20 protein-coding genes are annotated in these 23,028 nt (G+C 61.5%); 11 read left to right on the top strand and 9 right to left on the bottom strand.

Annotation, left to right across the window (positions count from 1 at the left end; all coding sequences use genetic code 11):
• Window positions 1–180: 180 nt before the first annotated feature.
• Window positions 181–477, bottom strand: a complete 297-nt coding sequence (locus AC2YI2_RS31060) for a putative quinol monooxygenase (protein WP_487390407.1) — start codon at window positions 475–477, stop codon at window positions 181–183.
• A gap of 124 nt (window positions 478–601) precedes the next feature.
• Here AC2YI2_RS31060 and AC2YI2_RS31055 point away from each other — a divergent pair, with 124 nt between their 5' ends.
• Window positions 602–2,098: a CoA-acylating methylmalonate-semialdehyde dehydrogenase gene (locus AC2YI2_RS31055; protein ID WP_487390406.1), complete on the top strand. Its 1,497-nt coding sequence runs from the start codon at window positions 602–604 to the stop codon at window positions 2,096–2,098.
• A 289-nt stretch (window positions 2,099–2,387) separates the two neighbouring features.
• On the opposite strand, the gene AC2YI2_RS31050 is transcribed toward AC2YI2_RS31055, so the two are convergent.
• Entirely contained in the window at window positions 2,388–2,834 is a 447-nt protein-coding gene (locus AC2YI2_RS31050; RefSeq protein ID WP_487390405.1) for a MarR family winged helix-turn-helix transcriptional regulator, read from the bottom strand.
• A gap of 102 nt (window positions 2,835–2,936) precedes the next feature.
• Here AC2YI2_RS31050 and AC2YI2_RS31045 point away from each other — a divergent pair, with 102 nt between their 5' ends.
• Both AC2YI2_RS31045 and AC2YI2_RS31040 read left to right on the top strand, forming a co-directional pair.
• Complete coding sequence (locus tag AC2YI2_RS31045) at window positions 2,937–3,653, top strand: DUF1428 domain-containing protein (RefSeq protein WP_487390404.1); 717 nt, start codon at window positions 2,937–2,939, stop codon at window positions 3,651–3,653.
• Window positions 3,654–3,933: 280 nt separating this feature from the next.
• On the top strand, window positions 3,934–5,094 hold the full coding sequence (locus AC2YI2_RS31040; protein WP_487390403.1) for a YjgN family protein: 1,161 nt from the start codon (window positions 3,934–3,936) through the stop codon (window positions 5,092–5,094).
• A gap of 9 nt (window positions 5,095–5,103) precedes the next feature.
• Here AC2YI2_RS31040 and pgi read toward each other — a convergent pair whose 3' ends face one another.
• Window positions 5,104–6,723: a glucose-6-phosphate isomerase gene (gene pgi / locus AC2YI2_RS31035; protein ID WP_487390402.1), complete on the bottom strand. Its 1,620-nt coding sequence runs from the start codon at window positions 6,721–6,723 to the stop codon at window positions 5,104–5,106.
• Between the two features lie 180 nt (window positions 6,724–6,903).
• On the opposite strand from pgi, the gene AC2YI2_RS31030 reads away from it, so the two are divergent.
• The gene (locus AC2YI2_RS31030; protein WP_487390401.1) at window positions 6,904–7,275 is read left to right on the top strand and encodes a nuclear transport factor 2 family protein; all 372 of its coding nucleotides are present in this window, start codon (window positions 6,904–6,906) and stop codon (window positions 7,273–7,275) included.
• A 45-nt stretch (window positions 7,276–7,320) separates the two neighbouring features.
• Here the strand turns inward: AC2YI2_RS31030 and AC2YI2_RS31025 are convergent, their stop codons facing one another.
• Window positions 7,321–9,018: a long-chain-fatty-acid--CoA ligase gene (locus AC2YI2_RS31025; RefSeq protein ID WP_487390400.1), complete on the bottom strand. Its 1,698-nt coding sequence runs from the start codon at window positions 9,016–9,018 to the stop codon at window positions 7,321–7,323.
• Between the two features lie 198 nt (window positions 9,019–9,216).
• Here AC2YI2_RS31025 and AC2YI2_RS31020 point away from each other — a divergent pair, with 198 nt between their 5' ends.
• Window positions 9,217–10,296, top strand: coding sequence for a lactonase family protein (locus AC2YI2_RS31020; RefSeq protein WP_487390399.1), 1,080 nt, complete (start codon window positions 9,217–9,219; stop codon window positions 10,294–10,296).
• Here the strand turns inward: AC2YI2_RS31020 and AC2YI2_RS31015 are convergent.
• From AC2YI2_RS31015 to AC2YI2_RS30995, 5 genes are all read right to left on the bottom strand, one after another.
• Window positions 10,290–11,249 carry a 2-hydroxyacid dehydrogenase gene (locus AC2YI2_RS31015; protein WP_487390398.1) on the bottom strand — a complete coding sequence of 320 codons (960 nt, stop codon included), beginning with the start codon at window positions 11,247–11,249 and terminating at the stop codon, window positions 10,290–10,292. The genes AC2YI2_RS31020 and AC2YI2_RS31015 overlap by 7 nt on opposite strands.
• A gap of 12 nt (window positions 11,250–11,261) precedes the next feature.
• The gene (locus tag AC2YI2_RS31010) at window positions 11,262–12,887 is read right to left on the bottom strand and encodes an ABC transporter ATP-binding protein (protein ID WP_487390397.1); all 1,626 of its coding nucleotides are present in this window, start codon (window positions 12,885–12,887) and stop codon (window positions 11,262–11,264) included.
• Window positions 12,884–13,996 (bottom strand): ABC transporter permease, encoded by a 1,113-nt coding sequence (locus tag AC2YI2_RS31005; protein WP_487390396.1) that lies wholly within the window; start codon window positions 13,994–13,996, stop codon window positions 12,884–12,886. The genes AC2YI2_RS31010 and AC2YI2_RS31005 overlap by 4 nt, the downstream gene beginning before the upstream one ends.
• A gap of 1 nt (window position 13,997) precedes the next feature.
• A complete protein-coding gene (locus AC2YI2_RS31000) occupies window positions 13,998–15,092 on the bottom strand; it encodes a microcin C ABC transporter permease YejB (protein ID WP_487390395.1) in 1,095 nt (364 codons plus the stop codon).
• 132 nt (window positions 15,093–15,224) lie between these two features.
• Complete coding sequence (locus AC2YI2_RS30995; RefSeq protein WP_487390394.1) at window positions 15,225–17,054, bottom strand: extracellular solute-binding protein; 1,830 nt, start codon at window positions 17,052–17,054, stop codon at window positions 15,225–15,227.
• A 248-nt stretch (window positions 17,055–17,302) separates the two neighbouring features.
• On the opposite strand from AC2YI2_RS30995, the gene mepA reads away from it, so the two are divergent.
• The 6 genes from mepA (at window position 17,303) to AC2YI2_RS30965 (ending at window position 22,988) form a co-directional block, all read left to right on the top strand.
• Entirely contained in the window at window positions 17,303–18,334 is a 1,032-nt protein-coding gene (gene mepA, locus AC2YI2_RS30990; protein ID WP_487390415.1) for a penicillin-insensitive murein endopeptidase, read from the top strand.
• Between the two features lie 181 nt (window positions 18,335–18,515).
• Complete coding sequence (gene guaB / locus AC2YI2_RS30985; protein ID WP_487390393.1) at window positions 18,516–20,012, top strand: IMP dehydrogenase; 1,497 nt, start codon at window positions 18,516–18,518, stop codon at window positions 20,010–20,012.
• Window positions 20,012–20,563, top strand: a complete 552-nt coding sequence (locus tag AC2YI2_RS30980) for a hypothetical protein (protein WP_487390392.1) — start codon at window positions 20,012–20,014, stop codon at window positions 20,561–20,563. The genes guaB and AC2YI2_RS30980 overlap by 1 nt, the downstream gene beginning before the upstream one ends.
• Window positions 20,564–20,578: 15 nt before the next feature.
• Complete coding sequence (locus tag AC2YI2_RS30975; RefSeq protein WP_487390391.1) at window positions 20,579–20,998, top strand: MAPEG family protein; 420 nt, start codon at window positions 20,579–20,581, stop codon at window positions 20,996–20,998.
• A 48-nt stretch (window positions 20,999–21,046) separates the two neighbouring features.
• The gene (locus tag AC2YI2_RS30970; protein WP_487390390.1) at window positions 21,047–22,222 is read left to right on the top strand and encodes a DUF3734 domain-containing protein; all 1,176 of its coding nucleotides are present in this window, start codon (window positions 21,047–21,049) and stop codon (window positions 22,220–22,222) included.
• Window positions 22,206–22,988 (top strand): 3-hydroxybutyrate dehydrogenase, encoded by a 783-nt coding sequence (locus AC2YI2_RS30965; RefSeq protein WP_487390389.1) that lies wholly within the window; start codon window positions 22,206–22,208, stop codon window positions 22,986–22,988. Before AC2YI2_RS30970 ends, AC2YI2_RS30965 begins: the two co-directional genes overlap by 17 nt.
• Window positions 22,989–23,028 lie beyond the last annotated feature (40 nt).

Raw genomic sequence — 23,028 nt, 5'->3', positions numbered from 1 at the left:
ACCGGGCCTTCGTATCCTCTCCCACAGGGGGCGAGGTAGACCCGCGGCGACCTCGGTGCCTTGAGCAAAGGCGGAACTTGAGGCATCCTACCTCTCCCCTTGTGGGAGAGGATACGTAGGCCGCATGAGACATAGTCGAATGCATGGCCGAAGTTGGTGAGGGGTAAATCCACAGCGTTCCTACTTCCCCCGCATCATCACCGGATCGACATCCACCAGCCTCAGTGCCTTCACCATGCCCGCCGTCCCCTCCTTGTATTTCAGGAAATGCGGCGTCTTGAGATGCGCCTCATAAGCCTCCCGGTCAGCATAGACTTCCAGAATCCGGATCTGCTCCGGCCGCTCCCGCTCCGCCACCGCATGCAACATCAGCACGCCCGGCTCCTTCTCCACCGATGCCGCGATCTCCTCCGCAAGCAGTGCGCGATAGGCGTCCAACTGCTCCGGATCGATCTCCAGTTCCGCAATTCTGACCATCTTGCCGTCCATGCTGCACCATCTCGTTACTTTAATTCATGCACAACGGATGCTTATTCCATTCCATTGCTTTGTGCAAATTGAAGCGTAAGATCCGCACCAACATAATCACGGAGGAAAATCCATGTACCAGATCGGGCATTTCATCGACGGCAAGCAGGTTGCCGGCACGTCCGGCCGCAAGCAGGCGGTATTCAACCCGGCGACCGGCGAAATCCAGGCCGAAGTGGCGCTGGCAAGCGAGGCCGAACTCAATGCGGCGGTGCAGAGCGCCAAGGCCGCACAGCCCAAATGGGCCGCTACCAATCCGCAGCGCCGCGCCCGCGTCTTCATGAAGTTCGTGCAACTGCTCAACGACAACATGAACGAATTGGCCGAGATGCTCTCCCGCGAGCACGGCAAGACGATCGACGATGCCAAGGGCGACGTGATCCGTGGCCTCGAAGTCTGCGAATTCGTCATCGGTGCGCCGCATCTGATGAAGAGCGAGTTCACCGAAGGCGCCGGCCCGAACATCGACATGTATTCGATCCGCCAGCCGGTCGGTATCGGCGCCGGCATCACGCCCTTCAACTTCCCGGCGATGATCCCGATGTGGATGTTTGCCCCGGCCATCGCCTGCGGCAACGCCTTCATCCTCAAGCCCTCGGAGCGTGATCCCTCCGTGCCGATCCGCCTTGCCGAGTTGATGATCGAGGCTGGCCTGCCCGCCGGCATCCTCAACGTCGTCAACGGCGACAAGTCGGCTGTCGACGGCATCCTGACACACAGCGATATCTCGGCCGTGTCCTTCGTCGGCTCGACCCCGATCGCCCGCTACGTCTATGGCACCGCCGCGATGAACGGCAAGCGCGCCCAGTGCTTCGGCGGCGCCAAGAACCACATGATCATCATGCCCGACGCCGATCTCGACCAGGCCGCCAACGCCCTGATGGGCGCGGGCTACGGTTCGGCCGGCGAGCGCTGTATGGCGATCTCGGTCGCCGTCCCGGTCGGCGAGGAAACCGCCAACCGCCTGATCGACAAGCTGACACCGATGGTGGAATCGCTGCGTATCGGTCCTTATACCGACGACAAGGCTGACATGGGCCCGGTTGTCACCAAGGAAGCCAAGGCCCGCATCCTCGGCCTGATCGACAAGGGCGTCGAGGAAGGCGCCAAGCTCGTCGTCGACGGCCGTGCGTTCCAGCTGCAGGGCTACGAGAACGGCAACTTCATCGGTGGCTGCCTGTTCGACAACGTCACGCCTGACATGGACATCTACAAGCAGGAAATCTTCGGACCGGTCCTGTCGGTCGTCCGCGCCAAGAACTACGAGGAAGCGCTGGACCTGCCGATGAAGCACGAATATGGCAACGGCGTCGCGATCTACACCCGTGACGGCGACGCGGCCCGCGACTTCGCCTCCCGCATCAATATCGGCATGGTCGGCATCAACGTGCCGATCCCGGTGCCACTGGCCTATCACTCCTTCGGCGGCTGGAAGTCCTCGTCCTTCGGCGACCTCAACCAGCATGGCACCGACTCGTTCAAGTTCTGGACACGGACCAAGACGATCACGAGCCGCTGGCCGTCGGGCATCAAGGACGGCGCCGAGTTCGTCATGCCGACGATGAAGTAAGGTCTTCGGAAAGCGAATGCATTGGGGCCGGCGGGGAGATATCTCCGCCGGCTCTTTTGCTTCCGGTGCGGACGCTAACCCCTCACCAACTTCGGCCAAGGGTTCACTCACGTTCACCCGGCCTTCGTATCCTCTCCCACAAGGTGAGAGGTAAACTCGCGGCGCACACGGTGCCTCAAGCGAAGCGGTGCTTGTGGCAGCCTACCTCTCCCCCTCTGGGAGAGGATAGCAAGCCCGCATGAGACCGAAGGTCGAATGCCTGGGCGCGCTTGGTGAGGGGTGTGGCGGCTCACGCCACCGCCCGCAGCCCACCGCGCAGCGCCACCGCCTGATCGCTGCCCAGTTCTGCGTCGATCTCCGCATGCGTGCCGATCCAGATTGGCAGCGCCGCGCTCAATGCCGCCATTCCGGCATTCAGAAGCCGGACGCGCCGGCTCCGGCGGTCTTTTTCATCAGCTGCGAGTGCGATCATCCCGCGCCGCTCCAGCGGCTTGAGATTGGCCGTCAGCGTGGTCCGGTCCATGGCGAGCAGGCTGGCGACAGAGCCGATCGTCGGCGGTTCGGGCCGGTTGAGCGACATCAGAAGCGAAAACTGGCCGCTGGTGATGCCGATCGGCTTCAGTGCCTCGTCGAACCGCCGGGCGAGCCGGCGCGCCGCGCGCTGGGCGGCGAGGCAGAGGCAGTGGTCCCTGACATGGAGTGTGGTTTCGAACGGGACGATGCAGCTATTTGACATGTCGCAATTATGTTGATATCAACCTAAAAGTCAAGCCAACGCCTTCTGACATGAGGCGTTTCCCCAAGGGGAATCGCAACCGCTACCAGAGAGGAGAAAGTCATGACCTATGTTTCAGGATTTGTCGTCGCCGTGCCGGAAGCCAACAGGCAGGCCTATATCGACACCGCCAATGCCGGCATCCCGCTGTTCCGCGAATACGGTGCCCAGCGCCAGGTCGAGGCCTGGGACGATGATGTGCAGGAAGGCAAGGTGACCGATTTTCGTCGCGCGGTGAAAGCGACGCCCGGGGAAAAGATCGTGTTTTCCTGGCATGAATATGCCTCGAAAACCGTGGCCGATGAGGCCAACAAGATGATCATGTCTGATCCGCGCATGGCCGAGATCGGCAAGGACATGCCCTTCGATGGGCAGCGCATGATCTACGGCGGCTTCCAGGGAATTCTCGAGAGGGGCCAGCGCGGCAAGGCGAGCTATATCGACGGCGCGCTGGTGCCGACGCCGGGCGACAGCCGCGCCGCTTATTCGGCCTACGCCGAACGTGTCGCTGATATCCTGATGGAAAACGGCGCGACCCGCGTCGTCGATGCCTGGAGCGACAACGTGCCCGACGGCAAGGTAACCGACTTCCGCCGATCGGTGAATGCCGAGCCGGGCGAGGCGGTCGTCTTCTCCTGGGTCGAGTGGCCGTCAAAGGCGGTTCGTGATGCCGCCTGGCAGAAGATCTTCGCCGATCCCCGCATGCACCAGGGCAACCCGCCGCAAGACGAGACGCGCCGGGTCTGGGGCGGATTCGTGCCGGTCATGGACGCACACTAAGGCTTGCCCGGATATCGGCTTTGCCGGTCGGTTCCGCCAGCCGACAGCGCGAAGAGGGCAGGATATCAGGGTTGGGGACGGCCGTTCGCTTGATCGCGGGCGGCCGTTCTCGTTTGCCCTGTTCCCCAGGGCACAGGGCACCCCTGCGACGACAGGATGAAATCGCGTCGCTCACACGTCTTCCGGACAAATCGATATTCGCGAGGCCAGGCGATCCGTGCCTGCTGCAGGTTGAATATCATGGTTCGGGAGCGCGAATGCGCAGTGCGAGGATACCCGCATGGTCATGGATGCAGCCGTCGGAAACGGCGTGGAAAGAGAACAGCTACTACCCCGTGTACGCATCACGACGAAGCAAGCCGAGCAGCTCCGCCTCGAACGGACGCATGTGCTGCACCGCGCCGAATTCCACGGCACCGCGCGCGACTATTTCGGCATCTGGATTGTCAACACGCTGCTGACGCTGGTCACGCTCGGCCTCTACGCGCCTTGGGCCAAGGTGCGGCGCAACCGCTTCTTCCATGCCAACACGACGCTGGCCGGCTTTGGCTTCGATTATCATGCGACCGGCGGCCAGTTGCTCAAGGGTTGGCTGCTGGTCGCGGCCTATCTCGTCATCACCCAGTTGATCGGCGATGCCTATCCGCTCGCGACGTTCGGGATCGTGGTCCTGGTGCTGATCGCGTTGCCCTGGCTGGTCGAGCGCGGACTGCGGTTCAAGGCACGGATTACGAGCTATCGCAACCTGCGCTTCCAGTTCCGCGGCAGCCTGCTCAAAGCCTATGTCAGTCTGCTCCTGGGCGGGGTGCTCGGCCTTGTCTCGTTCGGATTGCTCGCCCCCATCTTCAGCAAGATCTATTACAACTACTTGTTCGATGGCGCGAGCTATGGCGGCCGCCGCTTCATCACCAGGGGCCGGATCGGCTCGATCTACAAGTCGATCTGGCTGCCGGCCCTCCTGCTGATCGTCGGCCTGGTGCCGTCCTTCTTTCTCTTCGCCTATACGCTGAGCCATGAATATGACGTCATGCCCACCGAGGTGATGCGGTCGGACTGGTGGCGGGCGATCTTCCACGTGGTCTTCAGCTACGTGGCGATCATCCCCTTCCTGCTCTCCTATTACCTGATGCTGATCGTCTATCGCATCGGCGTCCGCAACGTCATGTGGAGCGCTGCGACATTCGACGACAAGCATCGCCTGGTCAGTGACGTGCCCCGCTTCCACTATGCCTGGATCCTGATCTCCAACACCGTGGTGACGATTGCGAGCTTCGGACTGATGCGGCCCTGGGCGGCGGTGCGCGAACGTCGCTTCGTCGCTGCCTTCACCGGTCTCTGGATCATGGGTGATGTCGACGAACTGCAGTCGCAGCTCGAAACGACGGGCAGCGCCTTCGGCTCGGAGTTCCTGGATTCGGACGGGTTCGATATCGGGTTCTAGCGGCGGAGGTCAGGCGCCCTTCAGCGCCGCCACCAGCCCCGCCGTCGACGAATCCAGTCCCTCGGTGCTTTTCTTGCCCTGCACAACTGGCAGCAGGCCGGTCGCCAGTTCCTTGCCGAGCTCGACGCCCCACTGGTCGAAGGAATTGATGCCGAACAGCACGCCTTCGACGAAGACGCGGTGCTCGTAGAGTGCGATCAGGCGGCCGAGCGCGAACGGGGTCAGCTTGTCATAGACGAAGGTGATCGATGGGCGGTTGCCGCTGAAATAACGATGCGGCGCGATCTGGTCCGCCTTTTTGTCTTCCCAGCCCTGGGCGAGCAACTGGGTCTTGGCCTCGGCCACTGTGCGGCCCTTGAGCAGTGCCTGGCCCTGGGCGAGGCAGTTCGACATCAGCAGTTCGTGCTGGTAGCGCAGCTCGGGCTCGAAGCCCTGCTTGGCGATCATGAACTCGACCGGGATGACATCGGTGCCCTGATGCAGCAGTTGGAAGAAGGCGTGCTGGCCATTGGTGCCGGGTTCGCCCCAGACGACCGGGCCCGACGAGCCTTCCACCGGCGAGCCATCCATTACCACGCCCTTGCCGTTCGACTCCATGTCGAGCTGCTGCAAATAGGCCGGGAAGCGGCTGAGGCGCTGGTCGTAGGGGATGACGGCGCGGGATGTGTAGCCGAGAATGTTGCGCTGGTAGTAGCCGATCAGGCCGAGCAGCAGGGGTACGTTGCGATTGAAGGGCGCGGACCGGAAGTGGTTGTCCATCGCATGCGCGCCGTCTAGGAATTTTCCGAAATCGTCCGCGCCGACCGCCAGCATCAGCGGCAGGCCGATGGCAGACCAGATCGAATAGCGGCCGCCGACCCAATCCCAGAAACCAAAGACGCGTGTCCCCTCGATGCCGAAGGCCGCGACCTTGTCGAGCGCGGTGGAAACGGCGGCGAAATGATGCTTCACCGCAGCCTCGCCCAGCGCATCGGCTATGAAGGCGCGCGCCGTCTGGGCATTGGTCATCGTCTCGATCGTGGTGAAGGTCTTGGAGGCCACGATGAACAGCGTCGTCTCGGCGTCGAGCAGCTTCAGCGTGTCGGCGATATGGGCGGCATCGATGTTGGAGACATAATGCAGGCGCGGGCCATCATGGTAAGGTGCGAGCGCCAGCGTGGTCATGACGGGGCCGAGGTCGGAGCCGCCGATGCCGATATTGACGACATCGGTGATCTTCTTGCCGGTCGCGCCGGGGATGCTGCCGGACCGCACGCCCTCGGCAAAATTGCCCATGGCGGCGATAACAGCATTGACGTCGGGCATCACATCCCTGCCGTCGACCATGACGGGCGCGTTGGAGCGGTTGCGGAGCGCCGTGTGCAGCACGGCGCGCTTTTCGGTGATGTTGATGATCTCGCCCGAAAACATCGCCTCGCGCTTGGTGGCGACGCCGGCTTCGGCGGCGAGTTGTTCGAGCAGGCCGAGGATCGTGTCGTTCACTGCCGTCTTGGAATAGTCAAACAGCAGGTCTTCGAACCAGGCGTGATATTTGTCGAACCGCTCCGGATCGGCCGCAAAGGCCTCACGAATGGCGGTGGCGCTGGTGGATGAAACGGCGTCCTTGAGCTTATCTGATATCGCAGACATGGCCTCGTGCCCTCCTGGTCAATGTGGCCGGACGCTACTCATTTCAACCGATTGGAACAAGGCAAAAAGAAGATCGGATTGATGGTTTTGTGCGGCGCGGCTTATCTCCTTGGAAGAGCCTATCCGTGCTATCCTGACATGCGATAAGACCGTATTCGACGCGGTCGGGGGAGGACAGCGATGGATATCAGGTTGACTCTGGTCTCGCTATGCGACGCCTTCAACGCCCATGATCTCGATCGGATCATGTCATTCTTCTCGAGCGATTGCGTCCTGCAGATGCCGAGAGGAAGCGAGCCCTGGGGCGCCCGTTTTGAGGGCAGGGACAGGGTCCGCGCGGCACTCGCAACCCGCTTTGAAGGCCTGCCCGACGTCCATTATGGCGAAGAAGAGCATTTCGTCGACGCTGGCGCCAATACCGGAATGTCGAAATGGACGCTCACGGGTACCACACAAGACGGCGTGAGAAAGCACGTGCGGGGCTGCGACTTCTACACCTTCCGCGATGGCAAGGTGGTGCAGAAGGATTCGTACTGGAAAATCGTGGAATAGCGTCACGAAGGCGAGGGCGCAAAGCACCCTCGCCTCAAGACCAGATCAACCCCGCAGTTCCTTCCTGAGAATCTTGCCCACATTCGTTTTCGGCAGGCTGTCGCGGAACTCGATGAAATGCGGGCGCTTGTAGTTGGTCAGGCCCTGGGCACAGAATTCCTTGACCGACTCGGCGGTGAGGTTCGGGTCCTTGCGGACGACGAAGAGTTTGACGGCCTCCCCAGTCTTCTCGTCGGGCACGCCGATCGCCGCGGCTTCGAGCACGCCGGGATGGGCGGCGGCGACCTCCTCGACTTCGTTGGGATAGACGTTGAAGCCGGAGACCAGGATCATGTCCTTCTTGCGGTCGACGATCTTGACGAAGCCGTTCTCGTCCATGAAGCCCATGTCGCCGGAGCGGAAATAGCCGTCCGGGGTCATGACACGGGCGGTCTCGTCGGGTCGGTTCCAGTAGCCGGCCATGACCTGAGGGCCGCGGATGCAAATCTCGCCGACCTGGCCGAGCGGCACGCTCTTGCCGTCGTCGTCGCGGATATCGAATTCGGTCGAGGGGATGGGCAGGCCGATCGTGCCTGAGAAGGTCGTGGAACCGGGCGGGTTGACCGAGGCGACGGGCGAGGTCTCGGAGAGGCCGTAGCCTTCGAGAATGACATCGCCGGTTATTGCTTCCCACTTCTCGGCGACCGGGCGCTGGCAGGCCATGCCGCCGGCCACCGTCAGCATCAGGCTCGAGAAGTCGAGCTTCTTGAAATCCTCGTTGTTGGCGAGCGCGTTGAACAGCGTGTTGAGGCCGGGGAAGAAATTGACCTTGTATTTGCCGAGCTCCTTGACGAAGCCCGGAATGTCACGTGGATTCGGGATCAGCAGGTTTGTCGCCCCCTCCGCCATGCCCATCACCATGTTCACGGTCAGCGCGAAAATATGGTAGAGCGGTAGCGGGCAGACGTAGAGCACGTTGTTGGGGTCGGCGCCCTTCATCTTGTAGGCCGCGGTCAGCCAGATGCCGCTCTGCGCGGCGTTCGACAGCACATTGCGGTTGGTGAGAACAGCGCCCTTGGAAATGCCGGTCGTGCCACCCGTATATTGCAGGAAGGCCACGTCGTCGAGGCCGATATCCGTGCGTTTGAAGTTTCCGCTGCCCGCCATGATCTGCTTGAACGGCGTGTGACCCGGCAGCGACCATTCCGGCACCAGTTTCTTGACCTTGCGGACAACGAGATTGACGATATGGCCCTTGAGCCCCAGCATGTCGCCCATCGTCCCGACGACGACGGTCTTGAGCTGTGTCTTGCCGATGACCTGCTGGACTGTCCGGGCAAAGTTCTCGAGAACGAAGATGCCGGTCGCGCCCGCGTCGTTGACCTGATGCTCGAGCTCGCGCGGCGTATAGAGCGGGTTGACATTCACCACCGTCAGGCCCGCGCGCAGGATGCCCATGGTCACGACGGGATACTGCAGGACGTTGGGCAACATCACGGCGATGCGCTCGCCCTTCTTGTGACCCTTGGCCTGGAGCCAGGCAGCGACCTTGGCGGAGGCCCGGTCGATCTCCGCATAGGTCATGGTTTTGCCCATGCAGATGAAGGCGGGCTTGGCCGCATATTTCCGGCAGCTCGCTTCGAAAAGGCCGGCGACGGAGCTGTGCTCCAATGGTCCGATTTCAGCAGGAATTCCAACCGGGTAGGACTTGAGCCAGTGACGGCCCGCCAGATGGTCATGGACTGCGGGGCTTGCTCCCGTCATTTGTTGTTCCTCCACTTTCTCGCACGGCTCCCCAACCGCTTCGCTAATCTCAAGATGAGCAAAGTCGGCCCATCCTGCAAGGGAATTCGGCGGTGATATACATTTTACGTAAGCGTCAATTAAGATCGCATTACGCCTGCTGGACCGCGTCGATGCAACATGGGATGACGGTGCGGGAATCATGTGGCGGAGATTGGAATGCGGTTTGCGACGGCTTCGGCGGAAGGCAAGGATCGGGACGGAAATCGCCTGCCGGCTGTTACCCGGCTTTACGACTGGCCGGTCATCAGCCAGCCGCCGCGGATGCTCTCCGAGACCATGGACGCACCGTCTCCATCCTTCCTCGCTCCTGCAAAGAGGAGCCGGACGCTGTTCGTCACATCGGAGATGGACGGCGAAGGCCAGGTGAGCGCGCTGGCGCTTGATGGCGAGAGGCTTGTTTTCAAGGGCAGCCGGCCGACTGGCGGTAGTGCCGCGGTTCACGCAGCACTCGACCAGAGTGGCCGTTGGTTGGCCGTTGCCAATTATCGCGCCGAAAGGGCAGGTGACGACGCGGCAATTGCCCTGTTTCCGATCTCGGCCGAAGGCGGCATCGATCCGCTCGCGGTTGTCCTGTCGCAGGCTGGCCATGGCCCCGACCGGTCTCGACAGGAAGGACCGCATAGCCATTGCGTGATGTTCAGCCCTGACAACCGATTGCTTGCCGCCGTCGATCTCGGCACCGACGGGCTCTGGCTCTATCATTTCGACCAGGATTTGGGCGCCATTCGTTTGGCTCGTGAAGTGAAACTGCCCGCCGGCTCGGGCCCGCGCCATTGCGCGTTCCATCCATCGAGACCGTTCGTCTATGTCTGCGGTGAGCTCGATTCGACGCTGTTGACGCTGCGCTACGACTCCAGCGCCGGCATGGCCGAGCTTGCTGATACCGATGCCGCGACGAAGGCTCCACATGCGGGCCGAAACTATCCGTCCGGCCTCGCCATCTCGCCGGACGGACACTATCTCATGCTGGCGAACCGAGGGGCCGATACGATCGCCACCTTCTGGATCGACCCGGAGACCGGCATGGCGCGCCTGCGCGACGAGGTGCCGTGCGGCGGAAAATTCCCGCGCGCCATACGGCTCGACCGAACCGGAACACTGTTGGCAGTCGCCAACCAGAAGTCCGGCAACGTGGCGCTTTTCGAACGGGATTTCGAGACGGGAAAGATGTCCGCTCACCCGGCTCAGATCATCGATCTGCCGTCAGCGATGGATGTGATCTTTCTCGATCAATAGCCGGACTGACGCGAGACGAGATGTTCGAGCGGCTTGCCCGCCTCGACCCGCTCGATCTGCCGTTCGACATGATCGAACAATGCCTTCACGTCGGAATCGGCGGCCGAATGCGGCGTCATCAGCACGTTGTCCATCGTCCAGAGCGGCGAGGTCGACGGCAGAGGTTCGGTCTCGAAGACGTCAAGCGAGGCACCCTTGAGGACGCCCTTGCGGAGCGCTGCGATGACATCGGCCTCCACCTGGCTGCCGCCACGACCAGCATTGATGAAGAAAGGCGCCGCGAGCGGGCCGCCTCGGCGTAGCTTTGCGAAGAGCTCGGCATTGAAGATGCCGGATGTTTCCGAGGTCAGCGGCAAGAGGCCGACGAGGATATCGGTCTTGCCGAGGAAGGCGTCGAGCTGCGATCCTTCGAAAGTCTCGACGCCTTCGATCGACTTCCGGGACTTCGACCAGCCAATGACGTTGAAGCCCATGACCTTGAGCTTGCAGGCGGCATCTGTGCCGAGCACGCCCATGCCCATGATGCCGACGGTCAGTTCGGAGGCCTCCGGCTGGGTGAGCGGCGCCCACAGCTTCTTGGCGCGCTGCCGCTCATAGACAACATGCTGGCGAAGATGCATCAGGCACTGCATCACCACCCATTCGCTCATCCGCGTGGTGAGCGTGGGATCGACGAAGCGCACGAGTGGCAGGTCGGGCAGGCCGGGCAGGGTCAGCACATGGTCGACGCCGGCGCCGCCTGAGAACAGCACCTTGAGGCCCTTGGCGCGCAGGAAGAGATCGTCGAGCGGCTTCCAGAGCACGGCATAATGCGCCGTCGAGAGATCCTTGTCGCGGCTTGCCGGATCGGCGCGGTTAATGACCTCGCGGCCGGGAAAAGCATTCTTCAGGCCTTCCCGGACCTGTTCCGGATGAAAGCGAAGATCGACGATGACGGGACTTTTGGCAGGCATTTCGGCACTCTGTCAGGCGGCTGGAGGAACGGGCTTCGCCTCGATATCGAAGGCAGCAGCGAGGAGAGCCTTGGTATAATCTTCCTTGGGGTCGGCGAAAAGCTCTTTCGCCGTTCCCGTCTCTACGGCCTTGCCGTTGCGCATGACGATGATGTCGTTGGCGAGCGCCTTCACGACTTTGAGGTCGTGGGAGATGAAGAGATAGGCGAGCTCGTGCTTGACCTGCAATTCGCCGAGCAGCTCGACCACCTGGGCCTGCACGCTCATGTCGAGCGCCGAAGTCGGTTCGTCGAGCATCACGAATTTTGGCTTGAGCACCATCGCACGGGCGATCGCTATGCGTTGGCGCTGTCCGCCTGAGAATTCGTGCGGATAGCGATGGCGTGTCTCTGGATCGAGGCCGGTCTCGGTGAGTGCTTCGGAAACGCGGGCGTCGCGCTGGTCCGCGCTGAGAGAAGGTTCATGGATGGAGAGCCCTTCACCGACAATGTCGCCCACCGACATGCGGGGTGAGAGCGAGCCATAGGGATCCTGGAAGACTATCTGCATCTCCTTCCGCAGCGGCCGCATCTCGGCAAAGCCAAACCCCTGAATGTCACGTCCGACGAAAGCAACGCGGCCCTCGGATGAAATGAGACGGGTCATGGCAAGACCGAGCGTCGTCTTGCCGGAGCCGGACTCGCCGACGATGCCCAGCGTGTGGCCGGCCCGGAGCTTGAGGTCCACGCCGTCGACCGCCTTGACGTAATCCGTGATCCGGCGAAGGAAGCCGGTCTTGATCGGGAACCACACCTTGAGATCATCGGTCTCGATGATGATAGGCTTGGAATCGTCCGATGCCGGCGGTTCGCCCTTGGGTTCCGCGGCGAGCAGGTGCTTGGTGTAGGCATGCTGCGGATTGGCGAAAATCTCCGACGTCGGTCCTGCCTCGACGATCTTGCCTTTGGTCATGACGCAGACGCGATCGGCGAACTTTCGGACGATGCCGAGATCATGGGTGATGAACAGCATCGACATGCCGTAGTCGGCCTTGAGTTTGGCGAGCAGTTCGAGAATGCGGGCCTGCACCGTGACGTCGAGCGCAGTCGTCGGCTCGTCGGCGATCAGCAGCTCGGGGCGGTTGGCGAGCGCCATCGCGATCATCACACGCTGCCGCTGGCCGCCGGAGAGCTCATGCGGGAAGGCACCGAGCCGTTTCTCGGGCTCGCGGATGCCGACTTCGTTGAGCAGTTCGATCACCCGTTTTCGCGCCGCCGCCGCAGTCATATCCTGATGCAGGTGGAGGATTTCCGCAATCTGCCGCTCGATCGAGTGCAGCGGGTTGAGCGAGGTCATCGGCTCCTGGAAGATCATCGTGATATCGTTGCCGCGAACCTTACGCAGTTCATCCGGCGTCGCCTTGATCAGGTCCTTGCCCTTGAAGAAGACTTGGCCCGAGGGATGGCTCGCGGCGGGATAGGGCAGGAGCTTGAGGACGGAATTGGCGGTGACCGATTTGCCGGAACCCGACTCGCCGACCAGCGCCACGACCTCGCCCTTGGCGATGTCGAAGGAGACGCGATCGACCGCAAGCGAGGTCTGCCCGCCCTGATGGAAGGCAACGGAGAGATCACGGATGGAGAGGAGGGGTTCGGTCATTGGAATGTCTTCCGCGGGTCGAAGGCATCGCGGACCGCTTCGCCGATGAAGATCAGCAGCGACAGCATGATCGCCAGTGTGAAGAAGGCGGTGAAGCCGAGCCAGGGCGCCTGGACATTGTTCTTGGCCTGCGCCACGAGTTCACCCAGCGAAGCCGAGCCCGGCGGCATGCCGAAGCCGAGGAAGTCGAGCGAGGTCAGCGTCGTGATCGAGCCCGACAGGATGAAGGGCATGAAGGTCAGCGTTGCGACCATGGCATTGGGCAGCATGTGCCGCCACATGATCGTGGCATTGCCGACCCCAAGCGCGCGCGCCGCCCTGATATATTCGAAATTGCGGGCGCGCAGGAACTCGGCACGGACCACGCCGACAAAGGCCGTCCAGGAGAACAGCAGCAGGATGAAAAGCAGGATGAAGAAGCCCGGAGGCAGCACGGCCGCCAGGATCATCAGGATGTAGAGCACCGGCATCGACGACCAGATCTCGATGAAGCGCTGCATCAGGAGATCGACCCTGCCGCCGAAATAGCCCTGCACGGCGCCGGCAGAGACACCGACGACGGCCGAGAGCAGCGTGAGCGCCAGGCCGAAAAGCACCGAGATGCGGAAGCCGTAGATCACACGGGCAAGCACGTCGCGGGTGCCGTCGTCGGTGCCGAGCCAATTGAGATTGCCGAGGTCGCAATTCGGATCGTCATTGCCCAGCGGATAGGCCGAGCACGCCGTATCCCGGATCATCCACCACGGTTCCGTCGGCGCCGAATGCGGGATATTGAATCCCTCGGTATTGTAGGAATACCGGATCGGCGGCCAGATCATCCAGCCATTGGCGTTGATCTCTTCCTGGATGATGTCGGACCGGTAATCGGTCTGCGCCAGAAAGCCGCCGAACTTCTCCTCCGGATAATCGACCAGCACCGGGACCAGGATCTCACCCTTGTAGGAGGCGATGATCGGCTTGTCATTGGCGATGAATTCGGCAAACAGGCTGAGCCCGAAGAGCACGAGAAATATCCAGAGCGACCAGTAGCCGCGCCGGTTCGCCTTGAAGTTCTGCAGGCGTCGCTGGTTGATCGGGCTGAGCCGAGGTCTCTTCACGGGAGCTGCCATGTCAGACCTCCCGCTTGTCGAAGTCGATCCGCGGATCGACCCAGGTATAGATGAGGTCCGAGATGAGGCCGACGACGAGAGCCATCAGCGAAAAGATGTAGAGCGTGCCGAAGACGATCGGGTAGTCGCGCTTGACCACCGCATCATAGCCGAGGCGTCCGAGGCCCTCGAGGGTAAACAGATACTCGATGAGCAGCGCGCCGCTGAAAAAAGCCGATATGAAGGCGCCCGGCAGGCCGGCAATGACGATCAGCATCGCGTTGCGGAAGACATGGCCGTAGAGAACGCGGTTCTCGGTCAATCCCTTGGCTCTGGCGGTCACGACATACTGCTTCTTGATCTCGTCGATGAAGGAATTCTTGGTCAGCAGCGTGGTTGTGGCGAAGGAGGAGAGCACCAGCGTCGTGATCGGCAGCACCATGTGCCAGGCATAGTCCAGGATCTTTTCCGGCCAGGAGAGCTCGTCGAAATTGTCCGAAACCAGGCCACGCAGCGGGAACCAGTCGAAGAACGATCCACCGGCGAAGAGCAGGATCAGGAGGATGCCGAACAGGAAGCCCGGCACGGCATAGCCGATGATGACCACGCCAGAGGTCCAAACGTCGAAGGTCGAACCATCGCTGACCGCCTTCTTGATCCCGAGCGGAATGGAGATCGCGTAGGAGAAGAGCAGGATCCAGAGGCCGAGGGAGATGGAGACCGGCATTCTTTCGATGATCAGGTTCAGCACCGTTTCGTCGCGAAAGAAGCTCTCGCCGAAGTCGAAGCGGGCATAGTTCCACATCATCTCGCCAAAGCGCTGATAGGCCGGCTTGTCAAAACCGAACTGGACTTCGAGCTTCTTGATGAATTCAGGGTCGAGGCCCTGTGAACCGCGGTAGCGGCTTGATGAATCGGACGATGCCGGATCGAAATTGCCGACTTCGTTACCCGATCCGGTCAGCCGGTCGCCACTCGAATCCTGGCCGGTAATCTGCGCAATGACCTGCTCGACGGGTCCGCCAGGCGCGAATTGCACGACGATGAAGGAAAGCAGCATGATACCGAAGAGGGTGGGGATCATCAGCGCAAGGCGCCTGAGGATATAGGCTCCCAAGTCAGGTCTCCGTCTTTTCGGCGATATGCTCGATCAAGGCTGGTCTCCGGCGCTTACGGCCAACAGGTGATTCGCGTTTCGCAAGGAAGGCCGAATTTCCCTAAAGCGCAAGCCTTTCGCGAGGCTTCAATCCTACTTGGCCCACCAGATCGTGGGGAAGCCGGTGGAATAGTAGGGAAGCTCCTTGGGCCGGTCGAACTTGTCCCAATAGGCAATGCGGGAATCGCGGGTCGTGTAGCTCGGCACGACGAACTGGTGATGGAGCAGCACCCGGTCGAGTGCCTTGACTGCCGCGATATGATCGTCGCGATCGGTCGAGAAGACCACGCGCTTGACGAGGGCGTCTATGCCGGGATCGGAAATGCCGGAATAGTTCTGCGAGCCGTCGGTCTTGGCCGACTGCGAGCCCCAATAGTCGGCCTGCTCGTTGCCCGGATTGAGCGACTCGCCCCAGGCATAATAAAATATGTCGAAGTCGCGCTTGCGGGAGCGTTCGACATATTGCGAGGCGTCGACCGAGCGCACGGTGGCATTGATGCCAATACGTTTCAGGTTCTGCGCATAGGGCAGCACGGCGCGCTCGACCACGGGCGAGTTGAGCATGATTTCGATGGTGAGCTGCTTGCCGGTCTTGGAATCGACCATCTTGCTGCCCTTGAGTTCGTAGCCCGCCTGCTTCAGCAACTGGATCGCCTTGAACATGTTCTCGCGGAAGATCTTGGGATCGCCGGCGACGGGATTCTTGTATTCCTCGGTGAACACCTCGGGCGGCACCAGATCCTTCACTTCGTTCAGAATCTCCAACTCCTTGCCCTGCGGCAAGCCCGATGAGGCGAGTTCCGTGCCGTAATAGAAGGAATTGACGCGCTTGTACTGGTCGAAGAAGAGCGTGCGGTTGAGGGTCTCGAAGTCATAGGCGTAGTTCAGCGCCTTGCGGACCCTGACATCCTTGAACTGCTCGCGGCGCAGGTTCATCACGAAACCCACCATCACGCCGGTGTTGCGGCCGTCATTCGGCAGCGTCTCGCGCTTGACCTTGCCTTCCTTCATGCCGGCAAAGTCGTATTGCGTCGCCCAGCGCTTCGCCTCGTTCTCGGCCCAGTAGTCGGTGTCGCCGGCGCGGAAGGATTCGAATTCGACATTGCGGTCGGCATAGAATGTGTATGTGACGGTGCGGAAATTGTCCTGGCCGAGACTGACATTGAGGTCCTTGCCCCAATAGTCGTCGCGCAGCTCGTAGACCACGGTATTGCCGGGATTGACGGACTTGATCCTGTAGGGTCCCGAACCCAGGACAGGCTCGAGCGTCGTGGCGCTCACATCCCGCTTCTTGCCGTTGGCCGCGGTTCCTTCCCACCAGTGTTTCGGCACGATGATCAGCTGGCCCATGATGGCAGGCAGTTCCCTGTTGCCCTTGGTGTCGAACTCGAAGGTGACCTCGTTGTCGCCGGTCTTCGTGCCCGCCTTGACGTGCTGGTAATAGAAATACTTGGTCTGGTCGTGTTCCTTGGTCTTCTCGAAGGAGAAGAGCACGTCCTCGACGGTGATCGGCTGGCCGTCGGCCCATTTGGCCTTCGGGTTGAGCCGGAACTTGACCCAGCCGAAGTCGGGCGGATAGGCGATGCTTTCGGCGATCAGTCCATAGCTCGAAAAGGCCTCGTCCAGGGAGCTCTTCATCAGCGTCTCGTAGACCATGCCGATGCCGGCGGCGATATTGCCCTTGTTCACCACTGGATTGAGATTGTCGAAGGTGCCGAGATCGGAGAGCTTGAGAGTGCCGCCCTTGGGCGCATCCGGGTTCACATAGTCGAAATGCTTGAAGCCCGGCGGATACTTGAGTTCGCCGATGACCGATATGCCATTGGTCCATGGAGCATCTTGAGCCATCGCGGGCAGGGCCAAGGAGAAAGCGGCGACCGCCAGTATAAGTCCCCCACGCAGTCCCGAGACGATCAAACCCATCTGTATTCCTTTCAACAATCGTTGCCGATTTGCAGCAACAGTGCATGAAAACGCCATCATGGCAATTCTAAGAGGCTTCTGCCGCCCCTTTCGGCCTTCACCATGGATTCACCAGAATCATGGAATTGGTTAGACTGCGTAGCAAATCACGATCCCGTTGAGTGTGACGGGCAAGACGCGGCGAAAAGGGGACAACCGGTTTGAGAGCATTCGGTTTCAAGCTGTCCGCACTGATCCTGTCGGTGCTGATGGCAGCATCGGCGGCGCTGGCGCAGGACGCCGTGCCCGCCAAGCAGCTCTTCGGCAAGCTGACACTGCCTTCCAAGCAACGCGCCATGCCGCTCGGTTTTTACGCCAAGGGCTGCCTGGCCGGCGGCATCGCCATTCCGGTGGACGGGCCGGCGTGGCAGGTGATCCATCTGTCGCGCAACCGTCGCTGGGGCACGCCCGAAATGATCGCGCTCGTCGAGCGGCTGGCGCGTGAAGCCAAGGCCGAAGACGGCTGGAACGGGCTGATGATCGGCGACATCTCGCAGCCGCGCGGCGGGCCGATGCTGTCGGGCCACGCCTCGCACCAGATCGGCCTCGACGCCGATATCTGGCTGACGCCGATGCCTAATCGTCCGCTCACCTATCAGGAGCGCGAAGTCGTTCCCGAGGCCTCGGTGCTGAAGCCCAGCATGGTGCAGGTCGACAACAGAAAATGGACCAAGGCGCATCAGCGCTTGATCGTCCGCGCGGCGCGCTATCCGCAGGTCGAGCGCGTTTTCGTCCATCCCGCGATCAAGAAGAAGCTCTGCGACACGCTCGAGGGTTCGGACAGGTCCGTGCTCAACAAGATCCGGCCGATCTGGGGCCATCACTACCACTTCCACATCCGCATGAAATGCCCGCCTGGGTCTTCCGGCTGCGAGGATCAGGTGGATCCGCCGACGGATAGCGGCTGCGGTAAACAGGTCGCCGACTGGCTCGACAAGGTCAGACCGCGCCCAGTCGTCAAACCGACCAAGCCGGTGAAGGTCGCCAAGCCCAAGCATCTCATGATGTCGGCCCTGCCGGATGCCTGCGCCCTTGTGCTCAAGGCGCCTTCGGTCGCCAACATGGCAGTCGCAGAGTACCGGTCCGATGGCATGATCACCGACACGCAGGTGCCGGTAACGGCCTTTGTCGCCGAACAGCCTGTTGCCACGGCGCTGGTGACGACAAGCGACGACTTCTCGCTCTTCATCCCCCCGCTCGGCAGCGTACCATTCCCGCTGGTGCGGCCGTCGATGCAATAAGCGACAATGATTTGCGATGCTGCCACTCCGGCGGCGTTGCATTATCATTGAAAATTCACGCGTCGGGCAGTTCCCTTCCGCGTTTCTTCGTGTTACGAGCCCGCGTCATCTTCCGATAGTCCACACGCGCCCAACGCGGTTCTCCCAACCGCCACCGGGCCGTTTTTTTAAGGATCATGGCATGGCACGTATCATTGAAACTGCAACCGGGCTCGAAGCGCTCACGTTCGACGACGTGCTGCTGCAGCCGGGTCACTCCGAAGTCATGCCCGGGCAGACCAATATCGCCACCAAGATCGCGGCCGATATCGAGCTCAATCTTCCCATTCTTTCCGCTGCGATGGACACGGTCACCGAGGCGAAGCTGGCGATCGCCATGGCCCAGGCCGGCGGCATCGGCGTCATCCACCGCAACCTCACCCCGATCGAGCAGGCCGAGCAGGTCCGCCAGGTCAAGAAGTTCGAGAGCGGCATGGTTGTCAATCCGGTGACGATCAGCCCGGATGGAACGCTCGCCGAAGCGCTGTCGCTGATGAAGACGCATTCCATATCGGGCATCCCCGTCGTGCTCGGCACCGGTAATGCCCGTACGGGCAAGCTGGTCGGCATCCTGACCAACCGCGATGTCCGTTTCGCCACCAATCCGGACCAGCCGGTTCACGAACTGATGACCAAGGAAAACCTCGTCACGGTGAAGGAGAGCATCGATCAAGTCGAGGCCAAGCGCCTGCTTCACAATCGCCGCATCGAGAAGCTGCTGGTTGTCGATGACGAGGGTCATTGCATCGGCCTGATCACCGTCAAGGATATCGAGAAGTCGCAGCTCAACCCGAATGCCTCCAAGGATGCGCAGGGTCGGCTCCGTGTCGCTGCCGCCACCAGCGTCGGCGACGATGGCTTCGAACGTGCCGAACGGCTGATCGATGCCGGCATCGACCTTCTCGTCATCGATACCGCGCATGGTCATTCCCAGCGTGTGCTGGATGCCGTGACGCGCGCCAAGAAGCTTTCGAACTCGGTCCGCATCATGGCCGGCAATGTCGCCACGCCGCATGGGACGCAGGCGCTGATCGATGCGGGCGCGGATGCCGTGAAGGTCGGCATCGGTCCGGGCTCGATCTGCACCACCCGCATCGTTGCGGGTGTCGGCGTACCCCAGCTCGCCGCGATCATGGGGGCTGTCGATGCGGCCCAGAAACAGAACATTCCCGTGATCGCCGATGGCGGCATCAAATTCTCGGGCGATCTGGCAAAGGCGATCGCGGCCGGCGCTTCAGCCGTCATGGTGGGCTCGCTCTTGGCGGGAACCGACGAGAGCCCCGGCGAGACCTATCTCTACCAGGGCCGCTCCTTCAAGGCCTATCGCGGCATGGGTTCGGTCGGCGCCATGGCGCGCGGCTCGGCCGACCGCTATTTCCAGGCGGAAGTGCGCGATACGCTGAAGCTGGTGCCCGAGGGTATCGAAGGACAGGTTGCCTACAAGGGTCCGGTCGCTTCCGTCCTGCACCAGCTTGCAGGCGGTCTTCGCGCCTCGATGGGCTATGTCGGCGGCAAGGACATTCCCGATTTCCAGGAAAAGGCGACTTTCGTGCGCATTTCCGGCGCCGGTCTGCGCGAAAGCCATCCGCATGGCGTGACCATCACGCGGGAAAGCCCGAATTATCACGGCGGTGCCTGATGCCAGGTCTGGGCTGGATGTTCACGGGCGACTGGCTGCCGGCACTGTGGCTTGCCACGGTCGCCAGCGTCCTGCTCGCCGCCTATATGCGCATCCAGGCACCGGCCTTTACGGCGCTGCAGGCCCATAGCTTCTTCGGCTATCACGTTCGGCGCGTGAAGAAGATGATGAAGGTGCTGCATGGCGACCGCGAGCGGCTTGCGCGCGTCAACCGCGTGCGAAAGCTCGATCAATATCTGCCGGCGTTGACCGGCGTTACGCTGATCGGCTGGTCGCTGCATTTTTCCGGCATTCTCGGCGCAGCACATTTCGTGCCGCGGCTGACGCTCTACCTCGGCATTTCGGCCAGCCTCATCGCTGTCGGCTTCGACTATCTCGAAAATGCCCGGATCGGTGCGATGGTCGACGCGCTGCCGGCCGAGCCGAGAGACGACGCGATCCGTGCCGCCTCGCGTGTCACAGCGTTCAAGCTCTGGAGCTATTCGCTCGCCATGGTGATCGTATTGCTTGATGCCGGCGTATTGATTGTCCTGAAGGCCGTTGTCGGCTGAACGGAGACATCAGGCATGCAGCAGTCCACCGCCATATTCTGGCCCGTGATCGTTCAGATCGCGCTGATCTACGTCGTCTACTACCTGCTCTTCAATCGCAGGAAGGCGGCAGTGAAGGCGGGACGGGTGAGGCTGTCGCAACTCCGCGACAATGTGACCGAGCCCGAGGAGACGCGCTTCCTCAAGAACAATCTGACCAACCAGTATGAATTGCCGGTCCTGTTCATCGCGGGCTGTATCGCCAACTACGCAACCGGGAATGCCGGGATGATCGCGGTCTTGCTCGCCTGGATCTTCGTCGGGCTGCGCATCACCCATGCCATAATTCATGTCGGCCAGAACCGGCTGCGCTATCGCGTGCCGGTCTTCATTGCCGGTTATGCGGTCAACGGCCTGCTCTGGCTGTGGCTGGCGGTCAACCTTGCCATAAATTAATTTTGCAGCGCAGCATTCCGGCCTATATGTCTCCTATAGGTTGACGGAATGTTCGACATGGACCTCGGCAAGGACAGAAAATACCTGGTTCTCCAAGGCGGCGGCGCACTCGGTGCCTACCAGGCCGGCGCGTATGAAGCGCTGCATGAGGCGGGTGTGAGGCCCGAATGGATCGCCGGCATTTCGATTGGTTCGATCAATGCTGCGATCATTGCAGGAAGCCCGGACGAGAAGCGCGTCGGCAACCTGCGCCGCTTCTGGGAATTGGCGACATCCGGGCCGGGAACGCTTCCTGTCGAGACGGGTCCGCTGATCCGCAAATGGCTCAACGAATATTCCGCCGCCTTCAGTGCAACGGCCGGCGTCAACGGCTTCTATCTCCCGCGGGCCTTGATGCCTTGGCAATATCTGGCCGAGCCGGATGCCGCGATCAGTCTCTACGATACGTCGCCACTCATCGACACCCTGAACGCACTCGTCGACTGGGAATTGATCAATCGTGGCAAGATCCGGCTCAGCCTGGGCGCGGTGGACGTCATGTCAGGCAATTTCGCCTATTTCGACACCCATCCCTGTCGGCTGCGAGAGCGACCGGTGCCGATTACAGCGCATCATGTCGCGGCTTCCGGTGCGCTGCCCCCAGGCTTTCCGCCAGTGGAGATCGACGGAAAGTTCTATTGGGATGGCGGCCTGGTTTCGAACACCCCGTTCCAGTGGATCATCGACGAGCGCAATACCCGCGAGGACATCTGTGTCTTCCAGGTCGACCTGTTCTCCGCCAAGGGTGCCATGCCGCGCGACATGTCCGACGTGCTCGCCCGCGAGAAGGAGATCCGCTTTTCGAGTCGGACCCGTCTCAACACCAACGAAGCCGCCCGGCATGCGCGCCACGAGAAGGCACTCCGCCGCCTGCTCGCCAAGCTGCCACCCGAATTCGCCAACGACCGCGATGTCAGATATCTGAAGGAGCAGGACGATCGCGGCGCGGTGACGGCGGTGCATCTCATCTATGCGCGCAAGACCTATGAGACCCATGCGATGGACAACGAATTCTCGCGCCTGACCATGGAAGAGCACTGGCGCGCCGGATATGACGACGTGATGAAGACATTCGCGTCGCCGCAATGGAACAACCGCGTGATCCCCGATGACGGTTTCGTCTCGATCGACTACCGCCGGGACCACGCAAGATCCGAAGGAGGACTACATGAACCTGCAAGGTAAGATCGCAATCGTCACGGGTGCTGCGAGCGGCATCGGACTCGGAATCGCCAAGCGCTATGTCGAGGCGGGCGCAAAGGTCGCCATCGCCGACCTCAAGGCAGAAGCGGCGGAGGCCACCGCGGCGGAACTGTCGAAAATGGGTCCGGGAGAGGCCGTTGGCATCGCCATGGACGTGACCAGCGAGGATGCGGTCAACAAGGGCGTCGCCGATGTCGTCGCGAAATGGGGCACGGTTGACGTGCTCGTTTCCAATGCCGGCATCCAGATCGTCAACCGCATCGAGGACTTCCTCTATTCTGACTGGAAGAAGATGCTGGCGATCCATCTCGACGGCGCCTTCCTCACCACCAAAGCCGTGCTGCCGCATATGCAGAAGCAGAAGTCCGGCGCGGTCCTCTATATGGGTTCGGTCCATTCCAAGGAGGCTTCGGCCGCCAAGTCGGCCTATATCACTGCCAAGCATGGCCTGCTCGGCCTTGCGCGGTCGGTCGCCAAGGAAAATGGTATCCACGGCATCCGCTCCAACGTGATCTGCCCCGGTTTCGTGCGCACGCCGCTGGTCGAGAAACAGATCCCGGAACAGGCCAAGACACTCGGCATCTCCGAGGAGGAAGTCGTCAAGAAGGTGATGCTCGGCCAGACGGTCGATGGCGAATTCACCACGATCGAGGATGTCGCCGAGGTGGCCTTCTTCTTCGCCGCCTTCCCGACCAATGCCCTGACCGGGCAGTCGCTGATCGCGAGCCACGGCTGGCATGTCGAATAGGGTTAAATTAACGCTCGAAATTCGCGGAAGTTCCATCACA

It is taken from the genome of Rhizobium sp. SRI_017, assembly GCF_057586295.1.
This window is presented reverse-complemented; position numbering and strand designations above follow the sequence as displayed.